General features: G+C 69.0%; 20 protein-coding genes and 2 pseudogenes. 14 read left to right on the top strand and 8 right to left on the bottom strand.

Annotated elements, in window-relative coordinates; translation table 11 throughout:
• Positions 1-37 precede the first annotated feature (37 nt).
• Entirely contained in the window at positions 38-1,396 is a 1,359-nt protein-coding gene (locus IG62_RS0115470; protein ID WP_234326533.1) for a PucR family transcriptional regulator, read from the top strand.
• Between the two features lie 450 nt (positions 1,397-1,846).
• Here the strand turns inward: IG62_RS0115470 and IG62_RS0115465 are convergent, their stop codons facing one another.
• Entirely contained in the window at positions 1,847-3,076 is a 1,230-nt protein-coding gene (locus IG62_RS0115465) for a hypothetical protein (protein WP_030802275.1), read from the bottom strand.
• A 234-nt stretch (positions 3,077-3,310) separates the two neighbouring features.
• Here IG62_RS0115465 and IG62_RS0115460 point away from each other — a divergent pair, with 234 nt between their 5' ends.
• Positions 3,311-4,573 (top strand): NucA/NucB deoxyribonuclease domain-containing protein, encoded by a 1,263-nt coding sequence (locus IG62_RS0115460; protein WP_030802273.1) that lies wholly within the window; start codon positions 3,311-3,313, stop codon positions 4,571-4,573.
• A 95-nt stretch (positions 4,574-4,668) separates the two neighbouring features.
• Here the strand turns inward: IG62_RS0115460 and IG62_RS0115455 are convergent, their stop codons facing one another.
• Together IG62_RS0115455 and IG62_RS0115450 are read right to left on the bottom strand one after the other, a co-directional pair.
• Entirely contained in the window at positions 4,669-5,517 is an 849-nt protein-coding gene (locus tag IG62_RS0115455; RefSeq protein WP_030802271.1) for an SDR family oxidoreductase, read from the bottom strand.
• 72 nt (positions 5,518-5,589) lie between these two features.
• The gene (locus IG62_RS0115450) at positions 5,590-7,188 is read right to left on the bottom strand and encodes an MDR family MFS transporter (protein WP_051798112.1); all 1,599 of its coding nucleotides are present in this window, start codon (positions 7,186-7,188) and stop codon (positions 5,590-5,592) included.
• 429 nt (positions 7,189-7,617) lie between these two features.
• On the opposite strand from IG62_RS0115450, the pseudogene IG62_RS41920 reads away from it, so the two are divergent.
• A pseudogene (locus IG62_RS41920) lies at positions 7,618-8,435 on the top strand (IS701 family transposase).
• Between the two features lie 262 nt (positions 8,436-8,697).
• Here IG62_RS41920 and IG62_RS0115440 read toward each other — a convergent pair.
• Positions 8,698-10,092, bottom strand: coding sequence for a hypothetical protein (locus tag IG62_RS0115440; RefSeq protein WP_030802267.1), 1,395 nt, complete (start codon positions 10,090-10,092; stop codon positions 8,698-8,700).
• A gap of 610 nt (positions 10,093-10,702) precedes the next feature.
• Positions 10,703-10,888: a hypothetical protein gene (locus IG62_RS47810; protein WP_051798109.1), complete on the bottom strand. Its 186-nt coding sequence runs from the start codon at positions 10,886-10,888 to the stop codon at positions 10,703-10,705.
• Between the two features lie 217 nt (positions 10,889-11,105).
• Between IG62_RS47810 and IG62_RS50135 the strand changes: the two are divergent.
• Together IG62_RS50135 and IG62_RS0115420 are read left to right on the top strand one after the other, a co-directional pair.
• A pseudogene (locus tag IG62_RS50135) lies at positions 11,106-11,387 on the top strand (Tn3 family transposase); the annotation flags it as partial.
• Between the two features lie 82 nt (positions 11,388-11,469).
• Positions 11,470-12,267 carry a DUF1963 domain-containing protein gene (locus tag IG62_RS0115420; protein WP_030802265.1) on the top strand — a complete coding sequence of 266 codons (798 nt, stop codon included), beginning with the start codon at positions 11,470-11,472 and terminating at the stop codon, positions 12,265-12,267.
• A 111-nt stretch (positions 12,268-12,378) separates the two neighbouring features.
• On the opposite strand, the gene IG62_RS0115415 is transcribed toward IG62_RS0115420, so the two are convergent.
• Both IG62_RS0115415 and IG62_RS0115410 read right to left on the bottom strand, forming a co-directional pair.
• Positions 12,379-12,591, bottom strand: coding sequence for a hypothetical protein (locus tag IG62_RS0115415; protein WP_107052987.1), 213 nt, complete (start codon positions 12,589-12,591; stop codon positions 12,379-12,381).
• A gap of 10 nt (positions 12,592-12,601) precedes the next feature.
• Positions 12,602-12,934, bottom strand: a complete 333-nt coding sequence (locus tag IG62_RS0115410) for a hypothetical protein (protein WP_030802261.1) — start codon at positions 12,932-12,934, stop codon at positions 12,602-12,604.
• 306 nt (positions 12,935-13,240) lie between these two features.
• On the opposite strand from IG62_RS0115410, the gene IG62_RS0115405 reads away from it, so the two are divergent.
• From IG62_RS0115405 to IG62_RS0115390, 3 genes are all read left to right on the top strand, one after another.
• Complete coding sequence (locus IG62_RS0115405) at positions 13,241-13,693, top strand: hypothetical protein (protein ID WP_030802259.1); 453 nt, start codon at positions 13,241-13,243, stop codon at positions 13,691-13,693.
• Entirely contained in the window at positions 13,693-13,995 is a 303-nt protein-coding gene (locus IG62_RS0115400; protein ID WP_030802257.1) for a winged helix-turn-helix domain-containing protein, read from the top strand. The genes IG62_RS0115405 and IG62_RS0115400 overlap by 1 nt, the downstream gene beginning before the upstream one ends.
• Positions 13,996-15,005: 1,010 nt before the next feature.
• A complete protein-coding gene (locus tag IG62_RS0115390) occupies positions 15,006-15,614 on the top strand; it encodes an NAD(P)-dependent oxidoreductase (RefSeq protein ID WP_030802255.1) in 609 nt (202 codons plus the stop codon).
• A 9-nt stretch (positions 15,615-15,623) separates the two neighbouring features.
• On the opposite strand, the gene IG62_RS0115385 is transcribed toward IG62_RS0115390, so the two are convergent.
• On the bottom strand, positions 15,624-16,523 hold the full coding sequence (locus IG62_RS0115385; RefSeq protein WP_030802253.1) for a LysR family transcriptional regulator: 900 nt from the start codon (positions 16,521-16,523) through the stop codon (positions 15,624-15,626).
• A gap of 55 nt (positions 16,524-16,578) precedes the next feature.
• Here IG62_RS0115385 and IG62_RS0115380 point away from each other — a divergent pair, with 55 nt between their 5' ends.
• The 6 genes from IG62_RS0115380 (at position 16,579) to IG62_RS0115350 (ending at position 22,293) form a co-directional block, all read left to right on the top strand.
• Entirely contained in the window at positions 16,579-17,358 is a 780-nt protein-coding gene (locus tag IG62_RS0115380) for an inositol monophosphatase family protein (protein WP_030802251.1), read from the top strand.
• Between the two features lie 66 nt (positions 17,359-17,424).
• Complete coding sequence (locus IG62_RS41910) at positions 17,425-17,880, top strand: hypothetical protein (RefSeq protein ID WP_051798107.1); 456 nt, start codon at positions 17,425-17,427, stop codon at positions 17,878-17,880.
• A 98-nt stretch (positions 17,881-17,978) separates the two neighbouring features.
• Positions 17,979-18,587 carry a helix-turn-helix domain-containing protein gene (locus tag IG62_RS0115370; RefSeq protein ID WP_267887885.1) on the top strand — a complete coding sequence of 203 codons (609 nt, stop codon included), beginning with the start codon at positions 17,979-17,981 and terminating at the stop codon, positions 18,585-18,587.
• A gap of 360 nt (positions 18,588-18,947) precedes the next feature.
• Positions 18,948-19,916: a DMT family transporter gene (locus IG62_RS0115365; protein WP_037838374.1), complete on the top strand. Its 969-nt coding sequence runs from the start codon at positions 18,948-18,950 to the stop codon at positions 19,914-19,916.
• Positions 19,917-20,067: 151 nt separating this feature from the next.
• Positions 20,068-21,273: an MFS transporter gene (locus IG62_RS0115360; RefSeq protein WP_030802245.1), complete on the top strand. Its 1,206-nt coding sequence runs from the start codon at positions 20,068-20,070 to the stop codon at positions 21,271-21,273.
• 747 nt (positions 21,274-22,020) lie between these two features.
• Complete coding sequence (locus IG62_RS0115350) at positions 22,021-22,293, top strand: SHOCT domain-containing protein (RefSeq protein WP_030802243.1); 273 nt, start codon at positions 22,021-22,023, stop codon at positions 22,291-22,293.
• Positions 22,294-22,452 lie beyond the last annotated feature (159 nt).

Genomic DNA, 22,452 nt, shown 5'->3' with positions numbered 1-22,452 from the left:
TCGCCATGGGGAAAGACACCGAGTCGGGAGGGGACGGGTGGAGACTTCCACAAGGGTGCCGGGGGCCGTTGCCGCCCTGCATGCCGCAATCGACGCCCTGACCAACGAGGTCATCCACGCCCTGCGGGCCCAACTCCCCTCCTACGCGGTTCTCTCGGCGGACCAGCTCCGGCCGCGGGTGACGGTCTCGCTGCGCAACGGCCTGGCGCTCGTGCAGCACTGGTCCGGCCAGGGGCACCACTCAGCGAAGGGCACGGTGCACGGCAGCGGCCCGGCCTACAACCTCCCGGCCTACGACGTCCCGGCGTGCGACCTGCCGACGTACGACCTCCCGGCCGGGCACCTCACCGAAGTGACGGCGCTGGCCCGTCGTGTGCCCGTCGAGGACATCATCTCGGCCTACCGGATCGGCTCGGACATCGTCTGGCGGCGGTTCGGCGAGGAGATGGCGGCCCGGCAGGGCACCGCCGAAGACCTGTTGCCGATCGCCGAGACCCTCCGCGCCTGGGCAGCGGCGACCACCTTGCGCATCGTCCGCAGTTGCCGCGCCGACCTCCAGCGAAGAACAGTGACCGATCGCCGGCGGGCGGCGCTGGTCCGCGCGCTGCTGCTCGGCGAGGCGCGGTGGGCCGACACCGGCGCCGATGGCCGGCGGCGGGAGGGGGAGCTGAACGGGGAGTTGGAGGGGGAGCTGGACGGCGTCTTCGACCGCAGCGCACTGCACCTTGCGTTCCGAGCCCGGCTGCCTGCCCCTTCCGGGCCCGACGGCCCGGCCTGCTCCCCGGCCCCCACTCCTGCCCAGCACGGGCCCGGGCACCCCGACTCCGCCGACGGCGCCCTGGCCCGCACCGTCGATCTGCTGCGCCCCTGGCTCGCTCGGGACGCCTCGGGCAGGCCCTTGGTCACGACGGTGGACGGGGAGGTGGCGGGGCTGCTGGCGGTGCGTCCCGAGGGGCTGTGCCGCAATCTGGTGGTGGGCTTGGGGGCACCTGCGCCCGCGTCCGGACTCGCCCAGGAGTTCGTCCGGGCCACCCAGGCCCTGCGCGCTGCGGTCGGCTCCGGGCTCGTGGGGGTCTTCACCCACGAGGAACTGGGGCTGCGGGCCACGGTCGTGGCGTTGCCGGACGTGGGCGAACAACTGGTCCGGCTGCGTCTGGCTCCGCTGGCCGAACGCGGCGAGGACGGCGCCCAGTTGGAGGAGGCCGTCGCCGCCTACCTACGGCAGGGAATGCGGCTGGAGGCCGCCGCGCGCGCCCTGTACGTCCACCCCAACACGCTGCGCAACCGTCTCCGGCGCTTCGAGGAGATCACCGGAACCAGTCTGCGCGATCCGGCCGACCTGGCGGAGGTCTGGTGGGCGCTGACCCACCGCCGCATCCACGGCCCGGCGAGCTGAGACCCGAGCTCGCGTCCGTGGGCGAGCCCGGCCTGCGGGCATCCATCGTGCATCCATCGCCTGGGGGAGCGATGAGCGACGGTATGCACGGGGAGGCGGTTCACAGCCGTTCCTTGAGTTCGAGGACGCCGTCACCGCGTGCCTGGACCCGACCCCGCCGACCGGCCCACCGCAAAGGAGCTGACCGCCGCATGGTGACCCTGCGCGCCCTGGGCCCCGACGACGCACCAGCCCTCACCCGCATCTACAGCGGCGCCTCCGACCGGCCCACCACCGGCGAGGCCCTCACCCTCGCCCAGGCACAGCACAAGGTCCACACGTCCCTCGCCAGAGCCGCCGAGGCTGCTCCACCGGTCCCCAAGGCCGGGCTCGGAGTAGGCACGCGGAGGGCCCCGCACGAAACCGGGAGGTCGGGGTTCACGTGCGGGGCCGCTCACGGGGTGTGGGCCGTCAGACTCCGATCAGGGTGTACGTACCCGTACCGTCCTGCCTGCCGCTGGAGTACTGGCGTATGAACTCCCCGTCCGCGTACCGGTCGTGGCCCATCATGGAGCCGGTGTACTTGTTCTGCACACCGATCTTCGAGCTGCCGGGTACGTCGCGGTAGATGTAGAACCGCTGGAGGTCGTCCTCCGCGCAGGGGGCCGTCTGCACGACCGCCTGTTCGGTGGCCGCGTTCTCCGCGGCGATGGTCGCGCACCCGCCGTTGCCCCAGTTCCACAGGGACGCCTCAAGGACCCCGTTGTGCTCCGTCACGTTGCACAGACGCCAGTTGTCCAGGTGGGCGCTGAAGATCGTCGAGGGCCGCAGGCGGACACCATCGGCCGCCAAGAGCGGCGCGCCCCAGGACAGGGGTTTGTCAGGCACGGCGATCTTGTAGGCGCCGGGCTCGCAGTTGAGATCGGCCCGCGCGATAGGCTCGGTGGCCTTGTGCTGTTCGGCGGACGTGCCGCTGGTGGGAGCCGGGCGCTGCGCGAGGCGGTCCCGCTTCTGCTTCGCCGTCGGCGCCACCGCACCCGCCGGGTGCTTGGCCCTCGCGGTGGCCGAGCCGCAGTCGAGGAGTTCTTGCGCCTTGGCCATGATGCTTCCTGCGGGCACCTTGTCCTGGCAGCGCACCGCGCCTTCCTCAAGGGTGGTGTAGGTGGTGAAGCTGCCGCTGCCGGGCCCTTCGATCCACTTCAACGCCCAGCTGCCGTCGTCCTGTTGGACGCGGTTGCAGTTGAGGCTTCCGTACGTGCCGGTGACCTTCTTGGTGCCCTTGTAGACGCCGTAGTAGCCGGGCTGGTTGAAGTTCCACGTGACCGTACTCGACACGCTGCTGGTGGAGGAGTAGTCGACCTGTACGTTCAGGCCCAGCATCGCGCCGACGGTGCCGAGGGTCTCGACGGCGAAACTGCCCTGGACGTTGCCGTTGAGGCCGACGGACACCGAGATGGTGGTCTGGGTGCTGGTGGTCACGCTCTGGTAGCCGGTCGTGCCCTGGGTGACGTACCAGCCCTTGAAGTGGGTGATCGTCGGAGACACTTCGCTGGTCTTGATGTACGGGTGGCGTGTACCGAGGTCGGCCGCCGTACAGGTGCCGCCCGGCGCGGGCGTCTGCGCCGTCGTGCTGGTGGGCGTTGCAGCAGCCGGGGAGACGGCAAGACTCATGGCGGCGACCGCCGTAGCGGCCACCGCCATGAGTGATCTACCGACGCGGCTAACAGGTCCTATACGGCGCATCGTTGTTTATTTCCCCCACTTCGCATATGTGGCCGGTCGGGGGGTGAATGTAGCGGCCACAGGGCTGGTGGAGTGAGACCGGAACCGGTCACCACGATCACGAGGGGCCGATTCCGCCCCTGGCGCAGACCGTTGCCACGCCGGTTCGATCCTCGGTGAACCCGTACGCCACCGAACAGGGGGGACCACCCTTTGAAACGTGCCAGACACCTGCTCGCGGCACTGGCCGCACTCGCCCTGACCGCAGCCCTCCTCGCCCTGGGCACCACACCGGCCGCCGCCGCACCGTCGACGGCCGGCCGGGCGGCTCCCAAGGGCCACGGCACGTGCACGGCCACCGCCCCCGGCTCCGGGCCCGCACGCCACGGCGCGGCGTGGACCTGCACCCAACAAGGCCCCGTCTCCGCCCAGGACCTGGCCCGCATCCGCGCCCACGTCACGGCTGCCCCTCGGGACGGCGCGGGGGCCCTGTGCGCCTCCTCCGAACCGGTGGATGTCGTCTCCACCCGTCACGCGTACTGCGTGCGGCACAACATCGTGTACGCGCTCGTCAGCCCCGACGGCCAGGTGATCGGCACCGCCGCTCTCACGCTCGTGGCCGCGTCCGAGCCGAGCCCTACAAGTACGCGGTGGCAGGAGAGCATCTCCGTCCTCGCCGGCGCGATGTCACCCACCATTCCCGCGATGAAAGTGTCCCTTCGATCGGACTGCACCCAGTGCATCGCGGGCCCGCCCGCCTGGGGCGGCGGGTACATCGAGCTGCACCAGGGCGAGGAGGACCACACCGGGACGCTGTCCTACGACTCCACCGTCCGGGGCGGCGGCCTCAGTCAGCGCACACAGATCTCCTACCGGTCCGAGGTGGTGAGCACCGGAGCGAACCCCGTCACCAGCCCCCAGGACTGGGCGGGTCCCTCGCTGCGCTGTGACGGACAGGTCGGCCGGTACCCCGGCTGCATCGTCACGGGCCACCTGGCCCAGGTGACCATTGGCAAGTCCCTCTACGGGGCCGCCGCAGTGGCCTACGAGTGGGCGCAGAACAACCTGACCAACGGCAGGCTCGGCACCGAGAAGAAGCCGCTCACGCGTGACGCCGACGACAAGATGGCGGACAAGAGGCGCTATTACAGCTGCGAGGCTCCCCCGAGGCCCTTCGTGGGGGACCCCAGTGTCCGGGACGATTCCTGTGACGAGTTCCCCTTCGCCAAATCCCGCGAGGGCGGCACGATCGGTTCCATGTGCACGGAGATCATCCCTCGCAACGTGGGCGGTGTGTGGAGCGTAACGGTCGTACGCGACGAGCCGGTGGCACCCTGCATCAGGGCCCATGTCCCCAAGGACGAGAACACGGGCGCGGGGGGACAGCTGGGCCGTGACGTTCAGTCCGAGCGCATCCTCGACGGCGAGGCGTACCAGGTGGTCATCACCTCCCAGTACTCCAGCTGTAGATCGTGATCACGCTGAACCCGCGCCGGGGCGGGGATGCAGTGCGGGGCCGGTGCGCCGGGGAGATCCCGGGCGCATCAGCCCCGCGCCGTGTGCGGATCGGCTCAGCCGAAGATGTGGATGTTCTCGTCGACCCAGTTGCGCAGGGTCAGCGGCGCCATGCCGGTGATCTGCTCGACGGAGTCGGAGATGTTCCAGTCCCAGGCGGCGGACTGGCGCTTGAGTTCGAGCAGGGCCGCGAGGCGCGGGCCGCCCCAGCCGAGGCGGTCGAAGTCGGCCTGGGTCTCGGCAGCTGTGCGCTCGACGACCTTGACCTTTTGGCCGAGGGCCTCGCCGATGATCTCGCCTTGCCGCTGCGGGCTGAGCGCCTCGCCGCCAGTCAGGGTGTAGGTCTGGCCTTCGTGGCCGGAGGTGGTGAGCACCTTGGCCGCGACCGAGGCGATGTCGCGCGGGTGGATCATGGCGGAGACCGGGTCGCCCTCGGTCACGTACATGGTCCGCTCCTTGCCGATGGTGTCGGCGTAGCCGTAGAGGTAGATCATGAAGGTGCCGGGGCGCAGGATCGACCAGTCCAGGCCGGAGTCTTTGATGAGCTGCTCGCCGGCGCGGTGGCCGGAGGTGAGCGGGTCGGTGGCGCCGAAGCCGACACCGCTGGTGGAGAGCTTGACCAGGTGCTTGACACCGGCCTCGCGGGCGGCGGCGACGAGGGTAGCCTCCTGGACCGGTCCTTCGGGGCCGTAGCCCGGCGGGACGACGAAGACCCGCTCGACGCCGGCCAGAGCAGCGGGCAGGGTCTCCGGCTTGTCGAAGTCGCCGGCGACGACCTCGACGCTTGTGGGGAAGTTCGCCTTCTCGGGCGAACGGGTCATGGCCCGCACCGGCACGCCGTCGGCGGCGAGCTGGGCGACGAGTTCGCTGCCGACGTTGCCGGTGGCGCCAGTAACCAGGATCATGCGTATTTCTCCTTGTCAGGGGTGTGTTGCACGGTGGACACCGTGCGGGGAGGCCACTCGTCGAGTGGTGAGTCAGGAATTGCCGCGAGCCGCCGAGCCGAGGACTGCGCCCTCGTCGGCGGAGGACGTTTCCGGCTCGGCCGGCGCGTGCCTGCCGGCGAGCTTGATGTCCTTGAGGAGGAACGAGGCCACGAGTCCGATGAGGGCGATGGGGATGACCGCGTAGAAAATGACGCGGAACGAGTCCGCGTAGACGCCGGCGAGTTCGAGCCGGAGCGGGGCGGACAGCTTGCCGACGATCTCGGGCGAGAGGGAGCCGTCCTTGTCGATGTCGACACCGGACTTGCCGAGGCGGTCGTGGAGTCCGGTGCCGAGCCGACTGGTCATGACGGCGGCGAAGAAGGAGACTCCGAGCGCTGTGCCGAGCTGGCGCATGAGGGTCGCGGTACCTTGCACTGCACCGATGTCCCGCATGCTCGCGGTGTTGCGAGCGGCGAGGCTGAGGGCCTGCGAGTTGAGGCCACCGGCGACACCGAACAGCAGCATGTAGACGACGGCGAGCGACAGACTGGTCGAAGGCCCGGCCGTGGAGAACAGCACCGCGGCGACGGCGAAGACGACCATGCTGAGGACCGGGAACCAGCGGTACGAGCCGGTGTACCCGATGACCTTGGAGCTGAGGTAGGAGGCCAGGACCACAGCGAGCATCATCGCGGTCAGGACGAAGCCGGATTCCTGGACGTCGAGGGTGAGGACCGTCTGCAGCCACAGCACCAGGTAGTTGAGCAGGCCGAGGCCGACGAATCCCGAGATGAAGCCGATGATGACGACGGTGGTGAAGGTCCGGTTGGTGAACAGCCGCAGCGGGATCACCGGGTCGAGGGCGCGGCGCTGCGACAGGATGAAGAGCGCCACGGCGACGACGGATCCGGCGGCGAGGCAGAGGATGACCGGGGAGCTCCAGTCGTACTTGACGCCGGCCCAGCCGGCGAGCAGGTTGAGGCCGACGATTGCGAGGACGAGAAGGAACACTCCCATGTAGTCGATGTGGGCCTTCTGGCGGCGGGCGGGCAGGTATAGCGTCGAGCAGAGGACCAGAAGGACCAGCGCGCCGACGGGCAGGTTGATGAAGAACACCCAACGCCAGTTGGCGAGTTCGGTGAGAATGCCGCCGAGGGTGGGGCCGGCCAGCGAGGCGGCTCCGAAGGTGAGGGAGAACCAGCCGTAGTACCGGGCGCCTTCACGCGGCGAGAACATCTCGCCGATGATCGCGAGCACGCAGATGAACAGGCCGCCGCTGCCGATGCCCTGCAGGACGCGGAAGGCGATGAGCTGACTCATCGTCTGCGCGAGGCCGCACAGGGTGGATCCGAGCAGGAACACGGTGATCGAGGCCATGAAGACGCGTTTGCGTCCGAAGAGATCGCCGAGCTTGCCGAACACAGGCACGGTGGCGCTGCCACCGATGAGGTAACCAGTGGTGACCCAGGCGAACTGGTCGAGTCCGCCCAGGTCGCTGACCACACGGGGCAGCGCCGTTGCGACGATCTGGGTGTCGAGCAGGGACAGGAAGACCGCGACCATCAGGGTCAGCACGACCGCGTTGGTCTTGGCTGACGAGGCCGGTACGGCGGGTGCGTCGAGGGCAGGCCCGGACGAGCGGGAAGCCATGAGGAATCCTTTGTAATCGAGGAGCGACGCCGCGGTGCGGTGCATCGCCCTGAGTGGGAGTACGCATAACGAACTCGGTGAAGAACGCTGCTTGCTTCAGCAGCGGAGATGGGATGGTCGGATCCTGTGCCCGACTCCGGCCTTCATCGGCCCTCTCAACCGTCGATCAGTCCTCAACGGACTTGTCGATCGCGGTCCTTCGCAGGTCGCTTAGCTTCTCGCACTCCCTCTGTGTCGATTACAGATGCCGAACACGCTAGCGGAGGGTTAGCGAACCGCGCAACCTTGATCACGTCGATGCTGGCGACCACGTCATGGGACCAGGACGACCTTGCCTGGCCGGAGCTCCGACGTCGCGTCAGCACGTGCCTCATGCGGACGCCCATGCCGCTCATCGCGAAGATTGTTCCTGCAGCGGATTTCGCCGTCTTGCGCACTCCCGCTGTAGATCGAGATCACGCTGGCGGGTACCACTGCGGACACGAACCCCACCGCCGAATACGGCGGTTCGTGCTCGGGCTGCTCTCGGAGTTACCCCGCAAGAACTGCTGGACCATCGCCGAATGGGCCGGAGAGGCGACTCCGGACGGCATGCAGCACCTGCTGAACCGCGCCAAGTGGGACGCCGACCTCGTCCGTGACGACCTGCGCGGCTGCGTGGTCGAGCACCTGCGCGACGACCAGGCGGTGCTGGTGGTCGACGAGACCGACGACGTGAAGAAGGGCACCTACACCGTCGGCGTCCAACGCCAGTACACCGGGCCGCAGGAAGGATCGAAAGCTCCCAAGTCGCCGTCTACCTGGTCTACGCAGGCCAGCGCGGACACACCGCAGTGGACCGGGAGCTGTACATCCCGCGTTCGTGGACCGACCAGCCCGACCGCTGTCAGGCAGCCGGGCTTGACCTGGACACCGCGTTCGCGACCAAACCTGAATTGGCCGTCCGCATGATCGCCCGCTTCCTGGATGCCGGCCACCACGCCTCATGGGTGGCGGGTGACGAGGTCTACGGCAGCATCCCGAAACTGCGTACCGCCCTGGAGGAACGCGGTACCGGCTTCGTGCTCGCGGTAGCCCGCAACCACGAAGTCACCACGTGCCGGCGGCGCGCTTGCCCGGGCCCGCAGAACACGCGCGCCTCGCGGCACCAGGCGGCTTCGTCGAGGTTGCCCTGGCGTACGGAGCGCCAGGCTCATCCCGTTGGGGCGTTGGGCTCGTTCCGTAGGGCGGTACATCCGAGGCCGTGACGTCCAGGGGAGCCGGGCGACGCGGACCGGTGCCGCCAAGCTCCCCGCTCCTCGGCTGTGCCGACCACGATCCCGGCGACCAGCTCGGGCTCGACCAGGAGGACGTCGAGAGGGGTCCGGCACCCCCATGAGGTGGTGAACCGGACGCCTCCCAGGGGTGGCCCGGCCCGGCCCGGCCGGCGACAGTTGGTCGGCCAGCTGCCGCGCGGCGTCGGGGCGCAACCGAGTGCTCCGACCGACGGGTCGCTCCAAGCGCTCTTCGTCATGCGGGCACCCCGGCCTCGTCCATGACCGCGACCATCTCACTCTGGGGAAGGGCCGGGTTGGTGCCCGCGCTGCAGGCCAGTTCGGGCAGGGCGAGGGCCTCCAGGAGCCGCGGGAGCGGCAGGCGCGGGTCGCTGGCCGCCGCCTGCCGCGTCCAGACGTCCGGGTCGTGGCTGAGCCGCTCAATCAGATCGGGGCCGGCGGCCGGGTCGCGGACTGCCAGCTGTCGGTAGATCCCGTTCGGATGGTCCGCGAAGCGGGCAGCGAGCCCCTCGCGGGGGAAGCGGGGGTGGCCGGTCGCCATCCAGGCGGAGAACGTCCCGCCGAGCCGTGCGTACACGCTCATCAGGACCTCCTCCGGGGTGTCGGGGTGGTACACGGCCAGGTGGGTGCGCACGAGGTCGTCTGTGTCCTCGGCCAGAAGCCGCAGGAGATCGGGTGGCAGATGGGGGCTGCGGGCTGCGGCGCGGCGCAGCAGCGGATGGCCGGAGGTCACGGCCCGATGCAGCACCTGCTGGTCGGCGATGCCGGCCGCCACCCAGTCCACGTCACCCCGTGCGTACGGGGCCACCGTGAAGTCGATCGCGGCGCGTCGGGCTTCGGTCAGCTCGGGCCTGAGGGAGACGGCGAGCCGCACCCCTTCGTCGGGGTCGACGGCAAGACGGTCCACAAGGTCGGCCGGCAGGGACGGATTAGCGGCGAGTTCAACCAGGTGGCTGCCCTCGGCGAGGAACCGCTCGGCGTCCGCGCGGTCGAGAAGCCCCCGGCGCAGCGCCTCGGGCAGGGCGGCGGGGTCCTGAAGCAGCGCCGACGTGAGCCCTGCGTCGTCAGGACATGCGCACAGCGCGGCCGACCGCCGTACCTCAGGATCGGGGTCGTCGAGCAGCGTGGCGCGCCCGTCCGCCGCCAGTTCGTCCCAGACGCGCAGGGCGGCACGTCGTGCGGCCGGATCGGGATGCCCAACCAGGGAGGCGAGAAAGGACGGCGCCAAGTGGCGCGAGTCCAACAGCGCGGTCCGTACGGACGCTTCGGGGTCTTCGAGGAGGCGCCCGCACACGGCGTCCGGAAGCGGACGGACCTTCGTCCGGTGATCGTGGGTCCACTCGGGTCCGTGCGCGACGGCGGCCCGTACCTTGGGCGAGGCGTCGTCCGCGAGCCGGGCCCGCTGCTCGGGCTCCGCCTGGCCGCTCAAGGCGAACTCGACTCGCGCGTCCAGGACCGGGTGGGTGAGCACAGCCGCCACGGCCGACTCGGGCAGCCCCCTCCGATGGAGAGCTTGGAAGGGCGGGCCGTGGCCCCCGCCGTCGAAGGCGATCAGCCGCAGCAGCAGCGGTGTGGGAAGAGCCGGGTTGGCGGCGACTCCGTCCAGCGCGGAGGAATAGAAGGCGACCATGTCTCAGCTCCCCGCCCCGTTCGCTTTGTGCGCAGCCCCTGCGGATGCCTGCACGGCATCGCCTTACGGGTCAACACGCCGCCATCCTGCCACGGACCAGTCTGCCTCCGCACATGATCACCAAGCCTCTGCGCCATGTCAGGTGCTCATACTGCTCACTGACATTCCTGCGCTCTTCGGACCATGAGTGACGCATGAACTCAACGACACATGCTCTCGCTTGAGACGTAGGCCCATCGTTTGGATCCTCTGGTGGTTGGCCAAGACTGCTGACTGGAGAGTCGATCGCGGTGGCGATTGTGGCGTACGCGTCGGCGCGGAGGACTTCCGTGAGGGCTCAGGGGACCCGTTCGATGTGGGGGTGGGACGGGTCGGCCGGGCAGGCGTGGAGTTGCAGGTTGTTGCCGCCGGCGATGTCGATCCAGGTGAACGTCGCCGTCCCGCGCACCCAGACGATGCGGGGTGCCGGGGTCGTCCGTTCCTCCTCGGGGATCCAGGTCCCGCTGCCGCCGTTCCATTCCGAGGAGGCGATGGTGAGGAGCGGGACCTGCTCGGTGCCGCACTCGGGGCAGGGGCAGGGGCAGGGGCGGGGAACGGGGTCGGTGACTGCTCAGTGGGTCCAGCCGCCGGTCTTCCAGCCGGGGGCGTGGCAGAGGTTGTTCAAGTAGAGCTCCTGCGGGTCGTCCGCGTACGAGCTGTACAGCGCAGGGTCGACCGTCTCCCAGCGGCTCATGTCGTCCAGCCACGGGCGGCCCGCGCTGATCCGCTTTTCGGTCTCCAGTTCCTCGGGGTCCACTCGGGCGCCTGAGGGTCGCGGCGCAGCCGCTCGGTCGCTTCCGCGCGGTTGCGGCGGAGGAGCCGGATGCCGCCGAGGTCGTACGCCGCTGGGGCACCATCGACCTGATCGACATCCTCAGGAGGCCGAGTCCGCCACCGGCTTCACCGGCGAGTTCACCTCCGTCGCCACGCGGCAGGCCGTGCCGAAGGCGGTGCTGCGGCGCTGACTGCTGCTGGTGCTGTTCGCGCTGGGCACGAACATAGGCATCAAGCGGGTCGCGGTCAGCGGCAAGCACGGCGAGAGCGAAGCCGTCCTGTGGCGGGTACGGCACCTGTTCGTCAACGGGGAACTGGGCCACGCGGTACGCACGGCGTTCATCTGCGACTACCTCGCCGACACGGAGCTACGCCGCGAGATCAACGACGGGCTCCAGGTCGTGGAGAACTGGAACAGCGCCAACCACGACCTGTTCCACGGCAAGGACAGCGACCTGACCGGCTCCGACAAGGAGTCCCAGGCGGTCACAGTCCCCGGCCTCCGCACCACTCCCGCGACGGGAGACAGTCGAGCGGGGGACATCCTGCTGAGAAGATCACGGCATGAAATTCAACGACCCTGTCAGCATGCACCGCATATGCATCGAACGGCTCGGCGAGAAGGCCGGCCGGCAGTTCGTGGCCATGGCCCGCCGCGGCTTCCAACTGGAGCCTCCAACAGACGAGTCGCAAGCCACCGGCCGATGCTGCCTCGGCGGCCCCGCGCTACTCGAGCCGGGTACCCCCTGGCCCGAACTCGGCGGCTTCCCGCTGTCTCTGCATGCCGTACTCGACACCGACGCCCTCGCCCCATGGCTCGGCGACCAACTGCCCACGCGGCCAGGCCTGCTCAACTTCTTCTATCTCGATCCGGATGTGCCGTACGAGAAGTACCGGCAGCTGGATCTATCGCCAGATGCCGGATGTGTGATTACCGCCGATCCGGCACGGGCGGTCGAGACAGCCGCACCCGACCCGGCGCGAAGCTATCCGGCGACACCGGTCCATGCGGCCGCGGTGACCATGCTCCCGGACTGTTGGGACGTAGAGGACGACGACGTCGAATTCGACAGGAGCGAGTACTGGGGGGCGTCCTCACTCATCCTCAACGAGATGGGCGACCTCGTCGAGGCGAACACCGCTGGCAGTCATTGCGTTTTCGGCTGGCCCGACACCTCGTACGGGTCCCCGGTGACCAACCGCGACGCCGACGGCCCCGCAATCCATTTGCTCCAACTCGCAGAGGACGCGGAGCTCGGCTGGGGCTGGGGCGACGCCGGGACGATGTACTTCACGGTCCCGGCGAAGGCGTTCGCGGCAGGCGACTTCAGCAAGGTCGAAGCGGACATGCGCTGCTGCTGAGCTCGCCGGGCCAGGCTGGTCGGCGGCAGCTCTTGGGGCCAGCCGTTTTGCCAGGGCACTCTCGTAAACGGTCCTTTGGCCGAGCAAGATCAAGAACGGGGCGCCGGACCCTTATTGATTCCCGTCCCGAATATGCCCAGCCAGACGATGTCTTAGCTCCACAATCGCCTTATTTCGCAAGTTATGAAGCTGATGGGCAGATGTGCCCAGTACGTCGGCGATCTGCCTATCGCTCAGCCCCTGGCTTTGCAGGTCCACCACCTGCCGTCGCAGACTTTCCGGCATCGTCTCGATCGCCGGAAACACCAGCTCATCCAGCACCACCGGTCTCTCATCAGCCAACGCCCCCCTCCGGCGCCACCCCCAGCGCCTCACCGACCCTCAACGCCAACCGCATCCGCCGCTGCTGCTCACGGCACCAGTCACCGCGAGATGGCGTTAACGCCATCAGGTTCGTCTCCGCAGCCAGGTCCCCAGTAGCCGCCTGGGGCATCACGAGGTTGCGCCGGCGGTCCCGTGGGGGCCCGGCGTCGTCGACCCACTGTGCCCCCGAGCTGACCCCGTCGGAGAGGGGAAGGCCGGCCATGAAGTGCGAGAGGTCGACGTCGTAGGCCTGGTCGCTGTCCTCGAAGGACAAGACCTTCGGCGAGAAGGTCCGCACCCGCATCCGGGTCCGCCCCGCCTTCGAGAGGTGCTGAAGACCGCGCAGAGATCAAGGCGCACGCCCCGAACTGCCGCGTCATCTTCACCGTGGCTGACCGCCGATCCGCAGCCGTACCGGGAGAACGCCATCCTGAGGCAGGCCGGAGTATCTCCCGGTCTCCTTCGAGCGGTTGCGCCCCGAGCTTCGGGCCGCCTGAGCGCCGTCAGCGGTCGGGCCCCCGCGGCTACCACCTTCTTTCCCGTAAGGAAAGAAGGTGGTACTTTCTCCATGGGCAAGTACCGTGCATGACCAACATGACAAGGGGGACTCATGACCTCGTACGACGCGCGGACCGCGCTCGACGCCATACACCACCACCAGGAGCAGACCCGTGACGCGTATGTGCGCCACGGCTCCTCGCTTCCCTACATGCTCCTCACCGCGCTGGCCGTGTTCGGCTTCAGCGTGGCCGTGGATCTGCCGAACCCCTGGCGCACCCTCACCCTCCTCGCGGCGGGCGGGCTGATGGCAGTCATGCTGTTCGTGCATCAGCGGCGGGCCCCGGTCCGCCGGAAGCCATCCGGCGCGGAGTGGGCGCTCTCCCTATGGGTGGGGGGCGTAGTCACAGTGATCCTTGTGGCGGCGGTGATCGGCGCCCGGCTGCTCAAGCTCCCGAACCCTGGCCTGATCGCCGGGGCCGTCGCGGCCATTGCGACCCTGGTGGCCGGGTATGCGACCCGCCCGATCATGAAGGCCATCACCCGCCGGAACAACCACGTCTGATGGACCCGGACTTCGACGAGTTCCTGCACGTACCAGCCCGGCTCTCGGTCGTCGCGCTGCTGGCTCCGGCCGACTGGGTGGAGTTCGGCTTCGTACGGGACAAGGTGGAAACCAGCGACTCGGCCCTGTCCAAGCAGGTCGCCTCGCTGGCGGAGGCCGGGTACATCGAGGTGCGCAAGACCCGGAACCGAACGGGGCGGCAGACCCACGTCCGGCTCACCTCGCACGGCCGGTTGGCGTTCCAGCGGCACGCCGCAGCCCTGCAGAGGATCGTGGCGGCGGCGCACGAACCGCAGGAGTAAGGCGCCTGGGCCGGATCGGCAAAGGGCTTCCTGTGCAGGGCAGTTGATGGGGGTGGCCTTCCCGGGGCGATTCGGGTGCGAGTGGCTCTCGCTGGGGACTGCCGAGGTCTCCGGGGGGTGGCGACAAGCGCCTTGCGGTCTGGTGCAGTTGGCCCCTGCGTGCGCATCATCGAGCATGGCTGAGCAGACATCGTAGACATCGTTCACCGTCGACGTATGGGTCTGGAAGGACCGATATGGCGGACGCCGTGCCGGCTGGGAACCAAGGCAATCCGATGCATCCGTGTGCCAGGTCCAACTCCCGACCGACCGCGCGGCGGCTTTCAGTTTCCAGCCGCTGCCGCTGCACCCCTCGTGCACTGGCGGGAAGCGGTGGCCGCGCACGTCGGTGCTGTACTCGTGGTGCTGCATACAGTCCAGCAGCGAGGGCGTCGACCAGCTGCCGTAGCGCGAGGAGCGCCGGCTGGGCCCTGGACGTGGCCTCGGCCTCCAGGGCTGCCGTTGCCGGATCGAGCACATCAGCCAGGCGGCCGCCCCTGGCGCCGTCCGGTAGCTCGCGCAGTGCGGCGCGGAAGGCGGTTGCATTTCACAAGGAGCTGGCCAGCCCCCCGACGAGCAGGAGTTCGCCCGCAGGCGGCGGCCAGGAGCCCCGTGGTATGTGGCGGGACGTGCGCGGGCGTCCCGCTCCGGCGCATCGGTCATCGCGGTGATCGTCACGCGAGGTCCAACGGCGCCGGGGTGGGAGGGGTGACGGCGAGCCCGACGAGCCCTTACTGCCGTGGTGGCTGGACCCTGAGGCTTGATCCGTCGGCGGGGCTCTGCCGCCCGTCGAAGATGAAGATCGTCTTTCCTGAGACGACTGGGGTGATTCCTCCGCTGGGGTCCCCCAGGCGCTGTGTGGGGCAACTTCATGGCGGCGAAGTTGGGTCCCAGCAAATTGCGTCTGGGTAACTCATCAAGTCAGATACTTGCACTTGTTGTTAAGTGGGGAACTCCCTAACGTTCTCGTCATGAACCTCACCGTCCTCGCGGCCTCCGGTCAGACCGGCATCGCCCTCACCCGACAAGCGCTGCGACGTGGTCACACCGTGACCGCCATCGCGCGTGATCCCGAGCGGATCGCCCTGCCCGACTCCCCGAACCTGCGCAAAGTGGCGGGCGACGTGAACGACGCGGCCAGTATCGCCGCCGTCGTGGACGGAGATTCCGTGGTCCTTTCCGCGCTCGGCACGGACCGGGCCGGAATTCTCCTCACCGGCGCCCGGGCCGTCGTTGCCGCCGGCCCACGGCGCGTCATCTGGCTCGGTGCCTACGGCACGGGCAAGTCAGCCGAAGTGGCGGGGGAGGGCGCGGGCGTGCTCGCCAAGGTGCTGGGCGACCGGCTCGCGGACAAGGTCGAAGCCGACAACACCGTTCTCGCGGCCGGGGGCACCGTCTTCCACGCCGGAATGCTCACTGACGGGCCGGAAAGCCCCCGTCGGCGCACGGTCGGCCTGGAGGCCGCGCCTCCCTTCGACCTCGGTGCGAAGGTCACCCGGGAAACCGTCGCCGCGGCGATGCTCGACGAAGCCGAGGCGCCCGGTTTTCCCGGTGCCGTGGCCCTGCCATTGGCGGAGTAGGCGCAGTGGTCAGCAGGCGGTGATCTCCTCGATCGACGCCCGGACCTGCTCGCGGAGCCAGGCGTGGGCGGGGTCGGAATCGTAGCGCTGGTGCCAGTTGCAGTTGATCGTCGCCGCCGGGGACTCGATCGGCAACGGCCGGGCGATGAGCCCGAACGCCTCGATGAGCGGGCGGGCGAGGATCGCCGTGCAGGTGACCAGCACGTCACCACGGGCGGCGATCTGCAGGGCGGTGGACACCGTCGCCACCGCCGCGACCACCCGGCGCCGCAGGCCTTCGGCGGCCAGCACGTCGTCGATCGGCGCGGTGAGGCGGCCACGCCGGGAGATCACCACATGCGGCTGCGCCGCGTAGGAGGCCAGGTCGAGTCCGCCGGCACACGGGTGGTCCGCGCGCATCGCCACGACGAGCCGATCGTCGCCAAGTGGCTCGGACCGGAACTCGGGCAGACTGGGCCTACCGCCACCGAGTTCCAGATCGACCCGGCCGTGTCGCAGGTCGTCGGTGTCGACGGGGCTCTCCGCCAACACCCGCAGCTGCACCCCGGAAGCCCGCTGCTGGACCCTCCCGACCAGTACCGCTACCAGAGACGCGGCCACCGCGTCGTGACACCGGATCGTGAAGGTGCGATCCAGCTCGTCCAGGTCCAGCTCACGGATCGGCGAGAGTACCTGATGCGCTTGCCTGACCAGCCGGTGCACGTCCTCCCGCACCGACACCGCGTACGGGGTGGGAGCCATCGAGTGGCCGGTACGCACCAGGATGTCGTCCCCGGTGACGGCGCGAAGTCGGCCGAGGGTGCGGCTGACCGCGGGCGAGGACAGGTGCAGCCGCTCGGCCGCGCCCATCACGCTGCCCTCTTCGAGCAGGGCGTCCAGCACGGTCAGCAGATTCAAGTCCAATTGCATGACAGTAAATCCTCACAACGCACAGATCCACTTCGATCAACTTCAGGAGCATCCCATGAGCCAGGAACTGCTTGCCGCCACCGTCTCCGCCGTCCGCCACGCCGGCGCCCGCATGATGACGCGCTATTCCACCGAGTCCCGTCAGCCCGGGCTCCCCGAACTGCTCGCGAGCCTCCAGGCCAATGACGCGGCCGTCGTCGACACGTTGCGCCCGGCGTTGACCGAGGCCCTGCCGAGCGCGGGATGGCTCAACGACGAACATGGATCGGGACCGCTGGCCACGGGTGAGTGGTGGCTCATCGACCCGGTCGGTGGCAACGTCAACGCTGTGCACGGCATGCCCGACTGGAACATCGGCGTGAGCCTCGTCCGTGACGGCCGCCCGGTGCTGGCGGTGGTCTATTTCCCGGTCCTCGACGAGATGTTCACCGCAACCGAGGGCGGCGGGGCGTTCCTCAACGGTGTACGGCTGCGTGTTTCGACCAAGACGTCGTTGGAGGGCGCACTGGCCGGGACCGGCCAAGCCAAGCCGGGTCATGACCCCGAACTCGCGAAGCGGATGGGCTCCGCCTTCGCCGCGATGACGAACTCCGCTCTTTATGTGCGGATCTCCGTGCCGGTGACCCACCAGCTCGCCCAAGTCGCCGCGGGCCGGATGGACTTGCACTGGCAGTTCGACAACGTCCGGTCCCACGCGGCAGGTGTGCTGCTGGTCCAGGAGGCCGGAGGCGTCGTGACCGACATCGAGGGCAAACCGTGGGAACTGGCCAGCGAGAACTACCTCGCCACCGCGCCGGGTGTGCACGCCGCCGCGCTGGAAGTCCTCACCGTCTGAGGGAAATCCGGATCCGGCTTCCTCATCACCCGCCACGAACCGGAGAATCACGAATGATGACCACCAGTGCCGCCCGTCCTTGGCGAGCTGACCGAGAGCTTGGTTTACGCCGACTTCGCGACCAGCGCATCGGCGTCCGTGCGGGAGGCCTTGGGCCTCGGCTCGTTGCACGTCTGCTCGACGCAGGAATTGGCGATCCGCAAGGATCCGAGCCATTTCTTCAACCGGGCGGGTGGGTTCGGCACCGATGGTCCGATCACCGTCGACGACCTGGTCCAGGTGCGCGACTTCTCTCGGAAGCAGGGCGCCTCCCAGGGCTCGCTCATGATCGCACCGCCGTGGCTGCCGCCCGGACTGGGCCGGCACCGCCGCGAAACTGGGCCTCGCCGAGAGCAGCCGATTCACCAAGCTGCTGCGACATCGATGATGGTGCCGTTGAAGGTGAGGCGGAGTCCGTCGGCGTCCGGTGCCAGGCAAGCTGCTCTCGCCTCCCCGGAGGCAGCCGGAGCGGAGGCGCACTGAGGGGGGCCGCACCAACGACGAAGCGTCGGCAGGCGGCACGACGGACGAGTCCCCACGGGACGAGACAGGAGGGCCCGGGCGCCGGATGAGACATTAAGATGCGGTTCATGACTGATCCGGCCTCCACGACACGTTCCGCCGCGGTCGGCCGGGATCCAGAATTGGGCTTCCCACCGCCCGGTGATGTCTTGCGCCGGTTGCGTACTCAAAGGGGCATGTCCCTGAGGCAGGTGGCCGCCGAGTGCGGTCTCTCGGTGTCGTTCCTGGCGGCGCTGGAGCGCGGCGAGACGGACATCGCACTGGAGCGGCTCGGGAGATTGGCGAAGGTCTTCGGTCACGATGTCGGATCGTTCCTGGGGTTCTCCCAGGGGCGGGCCGCGCCCTCGGTCTTCCCCTTCCACGAGCAAGAGGCCATCGAACGGGCACCGGGTGTCAACTACCGCGTGCTGCGCGCGCCGGAACTCGGCTATCAGGTCGTCCAGGGCGACTTCGCACCACACTCCGCACTGGGCGAAGACCTCCGGCATGAGGGCACGGACCTGATCATCGTGACCCACGGGACCCTGGTGGCGCGCTACAACGGGGTGGACCACACTCTGCACGCGGGGGACTGCATCCGCTGGTCCGGGGGATACCGGCACACCTTCCGCAATGACACCGGCGAGCCCGCGCGCATGGTCGCGCTGCTGTTCAACAGCCTGTACTGAACCCTGGTTTGTACTGAACCCCAGTTTGTGCTGAGCCCCGGTTTGTACCGAACCCGGTCGTCGTACTCACCTCCGACCCGCCCTGTGCTGAGCTCCGGCGTGCTCTTGCCCGATCTGCCGTGCACTGAGCTCCGGGTAGTGCTCCTCTCGGGCCTGTACTGAACTCTCTCCTGCCTGCCCCGCCTTTGGGTCTGCTCGGGTCCACGCCGCTCGTTCCACGGTGCTTGGTCCGCGCTGCTCTGCGACTTTCAGGAAGCGGTCGGTAACGCTCCCGATGAACGTTATTCTGCACTAGCGTGCAGTTTAACGCACGCACACGCACGCCCAATGAGTCATCAACGGATCGAGGAAGTGCCTGCCATGCAGTTAAACGCGACGGACGGGCTGGAGACGATGGAGCGGCCCGCCGGGGACGTCACCGCCTCCCGGCCCGACGCGAACCCGGGGGGAGGTCGGGGTCCCACCTCCCGCGGCCGTGACCTCCTCACCCGCGTCGCCCTCGTAGCGGTGTGGAGCTCCGGCTTCATCTCCGGCAAGCTCGGTCTGCAGCACTCCGCGCCGTACACCTTCGCGACCCTGCGTTTCGCGATCGCCGGGAGCGCGCTGCTGGCGATCGCTCTCGCACGACGTGCGGCCTGGCCGGGGTGGCGTCTGACGGGCCATCTCGCCATCACCGGGATTCTGGTACAGGCCGTTCAGTTCTCCAGCATCTACGTGGGCATGGACCTGGGTGTGCCGTCCGGGCTGGCGGCCCTGATCATCGCCCTCTACCCGCTCGCCGCTTCTCTACTGGCCGTACCCTTCCTGCACGAGCGCGTCACCCGCGGCCAGTACCTGGGGCTGGTGCTCGGCCTGGGCGGGGTGGCGCTCGCGGTTGCCGGGAACATCCACCTCAACGGCGACTATGTGGTCGGGCTCGGCTTCCTTGTCCTCGCCCTGGCCGGCATTTCGGCGGGCACCGTGTACCAGAAGCGGTTCTGCCGCGGCATGGAGCCCGTCACCGGCAACGCCGTGCAATTGCTGGCCGCCGCGGCCGTGTCACTGCCTTTCGCGCTGTTTGCCGAGGGCTTCGCGGTGGCCTTCACCGCCGACTACTGGCCTGTCTTGCTGTGGGCCGCGCTCGTCAACTCCATCGTCGGCGTGGGGCTGTTGTACACGCTGCTGCAGCGGCACGGCACCAGCCAGGTCAGCAGTCTCTTCTATCTGGTGCCCATGGCTACCGCGGGTTTGGGGGCACTCGCACTTGACCAGCACCTGAGCCCACTCATGCTCGCCGGACTCATCCTGGCCACCGCCGGCACGCTGCTCGCCAACCGGATACGGACCTGAGGGGTGCGCCCGATACGGAACTGAGCGGCGCCCGCTACGGCACTGAGCAGCACCCACTACGGCATTCCGCCGAGTCCGCTACGGAACTGCGCCGCGCCGTACGGCACTGAGCCGTGCCGCGCGGCTCCCCCTCACAGAAAGGACCAGACTCATGGACCAACTCCTGGCCCCTGATCAACGCCGCCCGGCTGCCACCTCCTTACCCGTCACCAGGTTGCGCTGGGCGATCAGCCTCTTCTTCGCGCTGGACGGCTTCGTGTTCGCCGGGTGGGTGGTGCGCATCCCGGCCATCAAGGAGCAGATCGACGCCTCGGCCGGGGCGCTCGGGGTGGCCCTGCTGGGTGTCTCGGTGGGCTCGGTGACGACGATGCTGCTGACCGGACGGCTGTGCCGGCGCTACGGAAACCGCCAAGTGACGGTGGTGACGGCGGCCCTGCTGTCGCTGTCGGTCGCCCTGCCCCCGCTGACCCGCTCCGCCCTCCAACTCGGCCTTGTCCTCCTGTTCTTCGGCGCTGCCTACGGCGGGCTGAACGTCGCGTTCAACGCCGCGGCCGTGGACCTGGCCGAGGCCGTCGGGCGCCCGATCCTCCCCTCGTTCCACGCGGCCTTCAGCGCGGGTGGGCTGGCGGGCGCGGGACTCGGCGGCGTCCTCGCCCCGAACCTGGGCCCGCTCACCCACCTGCTGCTCCTGACGGCGATCGGACTCCTGGTCACCGCGCTCGCCGGTCGAATGCTCCTGAGCGTCCGGATGCCCGCCACCGACAGCACCCCCACAGACGGCCCGCGCCACCGACCGGCGATAACCCGCCGCAACCGTCTGCTCATCACGGTCTACGGCCTGATCACCCTGTGCACCGCGTACGGCGAAGGCGCGCTGGCGGACTGGGGCTCCCTGCACCTCGCGCAGGACCTCGGAACCGGGCCGGGCCTGGCGGCCGCCGGCTACGCGGCGTTCGCACTGACCATGACCCTCTCCCGGATGTCCGGCACCCGGCTCCTGGAGCGATGGGGCAACACTCCTGTCCTGGTCGTCGGCGGCGCCACCGCAGCGGCGGGGATGCTGCTGGGTGCGCTGTCCCCGCAGACCTGGCTGGTGTTCACCGGATACGCCCTGACCGGGGTCGGACTCGCCAACGTCTTCCCCATCGCCGTCGGCAGCGCCGGATCGCTCGGCGGTTCCAGCGGTGTCGCGACCGCCTCGACCCTGGGCTACACCGGCATCCTGCTCGGCCCGCCGTCGATCGGCTTCCTGACCGAGGCGTTCGGTCTGCCGGCAGCGCTGACGACGATCGCAGCGCTCGCCGCCCTGGCGGCACTTCTCGGCTGCACCGTTGTCCCCCGACTCGGGCAGCAGTAGAGCGCGAGGCAGTATGCGGAACGTTCACTGCTACGGCTTCCCAAGCGAAACGGTCACCCCTCCCGCCAACTCACGGGACGCCTGCGCACAACAACATCCACGTACGGTCAAGGCACGCCCTGGAGCCGCCCCAGCCCGTACGGCGCCACGGCGTCGATCGTCCTCGTGCGGCGGTCGGAACGCTCCTCGGAAGCGGATATCCCGCGGTCTCGGCCGCCGTCCACCGCAGATCCTTTTCTCCGCGCCCCAAACGGTGGCGCCGCGGTCCGCCCCCGAACTCCGGTGCAGACGACGGGACGTGGGTTCCCGGGTTCGCGGCCGGTTCGCGTCCCGCCATCGGTTGCGGGAGCGGCGCCGGCCCTCGTCTGGCACAAGGGCTACCACGTATGTAAGCGGTGAGCCGGCCGGCTCCGGCCGCACCTGACGGTGCCGCCCGCCGCGGCCCTCGCGAGCGGGCGGCAGAGGGGGGAGGGGGTGGTCCTTTGCGGGAGTCGCGTCTGTGGTCCAAGGAAAGACGTTCACCAACCGGTGGGAGATGCAGGTGCAAGGCCTGCCGGGCACTCTGAGAAGGTCTCTGTTCCGTACGGGACAGAGACCTTTTTCATGAGTGCCGCCTGACCTGCACGTAGTGGAGGGAAAGGGTGACCAGTGGTCCCGCCGTGGGGCCGATGGGCCCTGCTCGTCGTCGTGCCTGCAGACGGACACTGGCGAGAGGAGGAGAACTCGTCGGAGCAGGCGGTGAGGGCAGTGAGGTACTGGGACGGCGGCGGCTGGGTCTGGATGGCATTCATGCCTCTTGTCTGGATCGTGTTGATCGGCCTGGTGGTCTGGGCGGTCTTTTACCTGGTCCACCGGTCGTCAGGCACAGGCACAGGCACTGGTACCGGCGCACGGCATGGTTATCGGTGGGAATCGCCTCAGGAGATCTTGGACCGCCGTTTCGCCTCGGGTGAGATCGACGCGGATGCCTACGCGGAGGCGAAGAAGCGGCTCGCCGAACATCAGCCCGGGCCGAAGTGAGGGTGCTGTCCGGGAGCCGGCTTGTCTTCCTACGGGGCGTGGCCCCGGCAGGTCATCGCCATGCGTCAGGTGAACGTTCTCGCGTGCGAACGGCCGCCGGTCGGATCCGGGAACCCGGATCCGACCGGCGGCCTTGGCGCGGGCTTCCTCGTCTGCGGT

It is taken from the genome of Streptomyces sp. NRRL S-337 (assembly GCF_000720175.1).
GTDB lineage: Bacteria > Actinomycetota > Actinomycetes > Streptomycetales > Streptomycetaceae > Streptomyces > Streptomyces siderophoricus.
The sequence above is the reverse complement of the archived record's forward strand: the minus strand, read 5'-3'. Positions and strand labels throughout refer to the sequence as shown.

Excerpts from the sequence above, each read along its gene's own strand:
- IG62_RS0115400 (WP_030802257.1), top strand. The coding sequence starts at position 13,693 with ATGGACCCGGACTTCGACGAGTTCCTGCACGTACCAGCCCGGCTCTCG.
- IG62_RS0115360 (WP_030802245.1), top strand. The coding sequence starts at position 20,068 with ATGGACCAACTCCTGGCCCCTGATCAACGCCGCCCGGCTGCCACCTCC.
- IG62_RS0115370 (WP_267887885.1), top strand. The coding sequence starts at position 17,979 with ATGCGGTTCATGACTGATCCGGCCTCCACGACACGTTCCGCCGCGGTC.
- IG62_RS0115420 (WP_030802265.1), top strand. The coding sequence starts at position 11,470 with ATGAAATTCAACGACCCTGTCAGCATGCACCGCATATGCATCGAACGG.
- IG62_RS0115365 (WP_037838374.1), top strand. The coding sequence starts at position 18,948 with ATGCAGTTAAACGCGACGGACGGGCTGGAGACGATGGAGCGGCCCGCC.
- IG62_RS0115405 (WP_030802259.1), top strand. The coding sequence starts at position 13,241 with ATGACCTCGTACGACGCGCGGACCGCGCTCGACGCCATACACCACCAC.
- IG62_RS0115390 (WP_030802255.1), top strand. The coding sequence starts at position 15,006 with ATGAACCTCACCGTCCTCGCGGCCTCCGGTCAGACCGGCATCGCCCTC.
- IG62_RS0115380 (WP_030802251.1), top strand. The coding sequence starts at position 16,579 with ATGAGCCAGGAACTGCTTGCCGCCACCGTCTCCGCCGTCCGCCACGCC.
- IG62_RS0115385 (WP_030802253.1), bottom strand. The coding sequence starts at position 16,523 with ATGCAATTGGACTTGAATCTGCTGACCGTGCTGGACGCCCTGCTCGAA.
- IG62_RS0115440 (WP_030802267.1), bottom strand. The coding sequence starts at position 10,092 with ATGGTCGCCTTCTATTCCTCCGCGCTGGACGGAGTCGCCGCCAACCCG.
- IG62_RS0115455 (WP_030802271.1), bottom strand. The coding sequence starts at position 5,517 with ATGATCCTGGTTACTGGCGCCACCGGCAACGTCGGCAGCGAACTCGTC.
- IG62_RS0115410 (WP_030802261.1), bottom strand. The coding sequence starts at position 12,934 with ATGCGGGTGCGGACCTTCTCGCCGAAGGTCTTGTCCTTCGAGGACAGC.
- IG62_RS0115465 (WP_030802275.1), bottom strand. The coding sequence starts at position 3,076 with ATGGCGGTGGCCGCTACGGCGGTCGCCGCCATGAGTCTTGCCGTCTCC.
- IG62_RS0115450 (WP_051798112.1), bottom strand. The coding sequence starts at position 7,188 with ATGGCTTCCCGCTCGTCCGGGCCTGCCCTCGACGCACCCGCCGTACCG.